The organism is Klebsiella sp. HN106, from assembly GCF_051209435.1.
GTDB lineage: Bacteria > Pseudomonadota > Gammaproteobacteria > Enterobacterales > Enterobacteriaceae > Klebsiella > Klebsiella oxytoca.
This window is the reverse complement of the sequence record NZ_JBLURD010000041.1, coordinates 1-4,690: the sequence shown is the minus strand read 5'-3', so window position 1 is coordinate 4,690 and position 4,690 is coordinate 1. Positions and strand designations below refer to the sequence as shown.

The following is a 4,690-nucleotide window of genomic DNA, read 5'->3' as shown; positions in this document are numbered from 1 at the left end:
CGTGATTCTGGAAAATGAGGCAGCACCATAGTTTCAGATGCTGTGGTCGCATCCCAGTGCCACCATCCATAAGGCCCATATTCACGGTTGTAATAATCTTTTTTGAGTTGCTTTCGGGCCAGATAAGCAGGAGTGGCCATACCAAATACTTCCATCGGGAACGGCTTATCGCTTTTTGTGTCGAGCAGGTAGAAGTCAGGGAACACCTCACTAATACTCGCATCATAACGCATGGGCTTAACGTACTGCCGGTGCTCTGCATCCAGCTTTTCTGCAACAACCGCCTCATAGGAGGAGTCCAGAGGTATCCAGTTCTCGCTAACGTGCATCAGCACAATTTGATGAGCTCTTACAGAAGGGCCTCTGCCGGTTACCGCAGCTGGTGACGTCAACGCAAAGACAACTATTTTCGCCCCGGATTTCCATGCTGCGTACTCCGATGAAAATCGTTTCTTTACGCTATCCCAATGGCCTTCTGAATTGAAAAAAATCAGCGGTAGCCCCCCAAAATTCCGCAGGGGTAAAAATTTAAGTGGCTTCTCATGCTTTTCAGCATCGTAGCGAGGTAAAACTGACAGGAGCATGAGACGTTTATCACTCATCGCCTGTGATGAAAGACGCTGAATTTGCGACTGAGCGACAGGTTGTTTCGGGTCAGGTACACCAATGAATAAATGGTCACCTATGCAGGCTCTGCCGGTACGAATTTGTTTAGCGGTTTCAAGCAGACGATACCGTACCAGTGAATCGTTACGTTTCCCTGCCATTTTCGGGTACCAGACATTCAGACCAGACTCTGTCCACAAAAGACTAAGCAAGCCCAGGAGGGTCATTGAGGCCTGACCTCCTTCTGGTCGCTGAACATGGGGCAGGGGAGGCACTTCTGATTTTTCAGGAGGATCTTTCTCTGTCATACCGATACCGAGCCTTACAGCCATATCACCTTCGGTTGTAATCCGGACCACACCACTCGCATATCCTTTCAGGCCGGTATGCCGGGCATCAAGGGAGAAGAATACACAGGAAGGATCATGCTCAATGCCCGTGTTAGCGGCTTTGACGAGAATAAAGGCATCACCGTTCGGTAAAGCACGAACATAAAGTCGCTTTTCTCCTTTTCCACGACATCCGCAGGTGATGACTGATTTTTGACCTGAGGTGTGGTGTGCCTTTTTAAGAGCCGACTGCCACCCTTTAGCAAACTCATCCTGCGTTTGAAAGTCAGGTGAATACCTTTTGACGTTTGGATCGTCGTCGTAAGCAATCATCACTGCGAATTTTTGGCTCATAGTAGTCTCCTAAACAGGAAGTTTAATATCCCAACCAGAGCAACACTTCCTGAGCGTCATACTGTTCCTTTACGCCCATGTCGCTAAAGAATTCTTCGAAATCTGTTTCGGGAACGCAATGCCTGGACAGTTCTTGTAATGCTCGTTCTTTAGATACCGTCTCACCTTCAGCTGATTCGAAATACGTCATGGTTGACCTCTGACATTATTACAACAATCTTAAGCATTTAAATTGATGAAGGAGCTCAGGTCAGCTGACTTCGTCGTAAAACTGCCGCAAGCGCTGGGAGGCTGCAAATTCAATTCGAGACTTCAGCAGTTTGGCGACGGCCGCAAAGACATCAACGACCACGGAGTTCCCAAACTGTCTGTAAGCCTGTGTATTGGACACAGGGATACGGAAAACACTTTCCCCGGGTTTATCGAAGCCCATTAGCCTGCTGCATTCACGTGGCGTTAGCATGCGTGGCCGACGGTCCATGTTGTATGTGTTATGGAAATCAGTTTCTCCCAGCTCATGAGACCAGCCCCGATCAATAAGAATTTCAGATCCGTCTTTCATATAGCGGCTTGAGAGGGTTCTGGTGACACTATTAACATTGGAAGGATCTACTAGTCCAAAACCAAAACCATTGCCTTTTGCCGCATGTTTCTTTGCATAGTTGTATAAGTACTCCCAGAGTTTAGGGGAGAGGATGTATTTACTATCTACGCTCGGATCCAGTAAATCTGAGAGAGAAGGGCGCTTGTCCGGATAAAAGTCTTTAATGTCTCTCAGAGTAAAACCGTCTTTCAGACGTAGGTCGCGGCGAAAACCAATAAGGACGATACGTTCACGGTGCTGGGGTCGGAAATGACGGCCATCGATGACTTTAGGATCATCCGCGCCCGTGCTTTCGCTGTTTGCGACGTCGTAGCCAAGCTCATCGAGCGTTTTCATGATGATGTTAAAGGTATTACCCTTATCGTGACTCTTCAGATTTTTTACGTTTTCCAGAACAAAAATTGCAGGTTGTTTTGCCCGGATGATCCTGGCCACATCAAAGAAGAGCGTACCCTGAGTGTCGCACTCGAAACCGTGTTTGCGACCCATAGAGTTCTTTTTACTGACACCGGCGATGCTGAATGGCTGGCATGGAAATCCCGCAAGAAGAACATCATGATCCGGGATAGAGGCATCGATAAATTTGTATGCCTCGTCATCAGTAACCTCGGGCCGGTTGCTAAGAGTGATGTCACGGATGTCTGAATTGAAGCGGTGCTCGTTCTCATCGCAATACCAGTTCGCCCGGTAAGTACGGCTGGAATAAGTATTCCATTCGCTCGTGAAAAGACATTTACCACCGATGGCATCAAATCCGCTTCGCAGTCCACCTATCCCTGCAAACAGATCGATAAAGCTAAAGTGCCTGTCCTCATAATCAGCAGGTCGTGAAGGTATTAAAGTCTGTAGATAGCGTCCATCTGCGATACTCAGATCACAATGCTCAGGTATGCATGTAACCTGACGTTTAAGGGATGCACGGGACCAATTACTGCCATTTTCATCATTTAATACCTGAGCCAGATATTTCAGGTCATAAATAGTCGAAGCTGTTAACAAAGTTTTGTGGATCAGAGATGGTGTTTTATCCACATCATTCAGGTCTGTCTCAAGATCATGAGTGTAACGTTTCATCCAAACTCTCTCAGGAATAATATCTTTGAGATAGATTAACACGCTTAATTTGGATTATTTTTTGGTTCAGGTTCTAAATTTATTGTGATTATTCTGCCTTTAAGTTGCAAAAAGATTGGTTTTAAGCCCGCCCATGAAATAATGACTTGTTAAAATACTGCCTGTAAATAGGCTTGTGGATACATGTCTGTACTCAACAAATCAAGGTGAAATGATGTTTTTTTTAACAAAGTTACTTTTGCCCATCATGATTGTTGTATTCCCAGTGGCGTCCTGGGGGAACTCAACAACTTTTGAGGCAAAGGTGGTTAAGATTGTTGACGGTGACACCATAACTGCGTTGGATGCTCAAAACACAACCATCAAAATACGGATGTATGGTATAGACGCTCCTGAATCTAAACAGGCTTTTGGCCAAAAAGCAAAACAGGCCTTAACCACAGCTATAGCAACTAAAATCGTTACCGTGATAGACCATGGTACGGATATCTATGGCCGTATGTTAGGTACCATCTGGTTAGATGGATATGATATCAATGCCTCTATGGTGGACAGTGGATATGCGTGGGTTTATCGGTTCGAAGATAACGCCATTGTCCCTGGCTATATCAAATATGAATCCGCAGCACAAAAGGAGGCAAAAGGGTTATGGGCAGACACCAACCCTGTCCCACCATGGCAGTGGAGACAGGCAAACGAAAAGCCCAGAAAGGTGAAAGAGAAGAAATAACCATGATGAAAGAGCCTCATCCGTTACTTCAGTTGGTACTAAACGATTCCGGTCGTCTAACCATGCCTGTTTATTATAGAGATCAACAGTATTGCCCGACTTGCCTTACAAAGGTGTTGAAGAGTGAGGATGGAAGTTTGGCGCACCTCGGGGAAATAAATCAAAATACATGTAGACCTTCTATTTCAGTAGTTGTGACAAAAGCAATTATTGAAATGTTATGTGACGGGGAAAAAATATTTGTAAATCCAATACGATACCGAGGCCGGGTGCTGGCACCCTCAGTAATTTTTTCTCCCGACACTCACACTTTCAAACCGTTTATAAATACAGACTATCAGCCTGTGGGAGCAAACTGGAAAAGTGAAAAGGGATATAAACTCGGTCTGTTTTATCTCAAAGATCGAGCCAACTCTATCAATAAAGAGGAATTTGATTTCATTGCCGTTATAGACCCTAAGGCAATGCAGAAAGAATTTATTTCGGCCTGGTCTGAGGTTGATGAAAAAAATCCATTGGAAACGCTGAAGCAGATCTTACGATCTAAAAACAACTCTTCTTTATGGGTAAAATGGCCTGGCAAAATTGAGCATGCGCAAAAAGGAAATTGCAACGAAAATTACTGGTTCGATTATCAATCTGATAATCAGGAAGTGAACTGTACGGTCTCTGTTGTAGGTATCGAAGGTAACAGTTCCGGTGAGACAATTTATAGATTGCAAACTTTGCTAAAGCGTAAGCTCAATGAATATCAACTGGTTCGGTCTTTAGGGACTATTATGCTTCTTGATAATACCGGGAATATGATTCCATCAAACCATCCTTATTTTGAAGTCATCTCAAAAGCATGTATAAATGGAGTGCGTGACTTTGTTCGTCAAAACCCGTGGGTAGTCTGACGGTCAACTATAAAGCATAATATAATTAGTAATAACAAGGAACAGACATGAATGAAAACTCAGTAATCTTAATAAGTTTATTTTGGTTTTTTTT

General features: G+C 44.3%; 5 protein-coding genes. 2 read left to right on the top strand and 3 right to left on the bottom strand.

The window, feature by feature from the left end; translation table 11 throughout:
- From ACSIPU_RS29950 to ACSIPU_RS29940, 3 genes are all read right to left on the bottom strand, one after another.
- The coding region (locus ACSIPU_RS29950) for a DUF1173 family protein (RefSeq protein WP_435322459.1) at positions 1-1,289 on the bottom strand (1,289 nt) is incomplete at its 3' end.
- 22 nt (positions 1,290-1,311) lie between these two features.
- Positions 1,312-1,479 carry a hypothetical protein gene (locus ACSIPU_RS29945; protein WP_000220758.1) on the bottom strand — a complete coding sequence of 56 codons (168 nt, stop codon included), beginning with the start codon at positions 1,477-1,479 and terminating at the stop codon, positions 1,312-1,314.
- Positions 1,480-1,539: 60 nt separating this feature from the next.
- The gene (locus ACSIPU_RS29940) at positions 1,540-2,967 is read right to left on the bottom strand and encodes a DNA cytosine methyltransferase (RefSeq protein WP_000833380.1); all 1,428 of its coding nucleotides are present in this window, start codon (positions 2,965-2,967) and stop codon (positions 1,540-1,542) included.
- A gap of 214 nt (positions 2,968-3,181) precedes the next feature.
- Between ACSIPU_RS29940 and ACSIPU_RS29935 the strand changes: the two genes are divergently transcribed.
- Positions 3,182-3,697, top strand: a complete 516-nt coding sequence (locus tag ACSIPU_RS29935) for a thermonuclease family protein (RefSeq protein ID WP_001572389.1) — start codon at positions 3,182-3,184, stop codon at positions 3,695-3,697.
- A 2-nt stretch (positions 3,698-3,699) separates the two neighbouring features.
- The gene (locus ACSIPU_RS29930; RefSeq protein WP_000975181.1) at positions 3,700-4,596 is read left to right on the top strand and encodes a hypothetical protein; all 897 of its coding nucleotides are present in this window, start codon (positions 3,700-3,702) and stop codon (positions 4,594-4,596) included.
- Positions 4,597-4,690 lie beyond the last annotated feature (94 nt).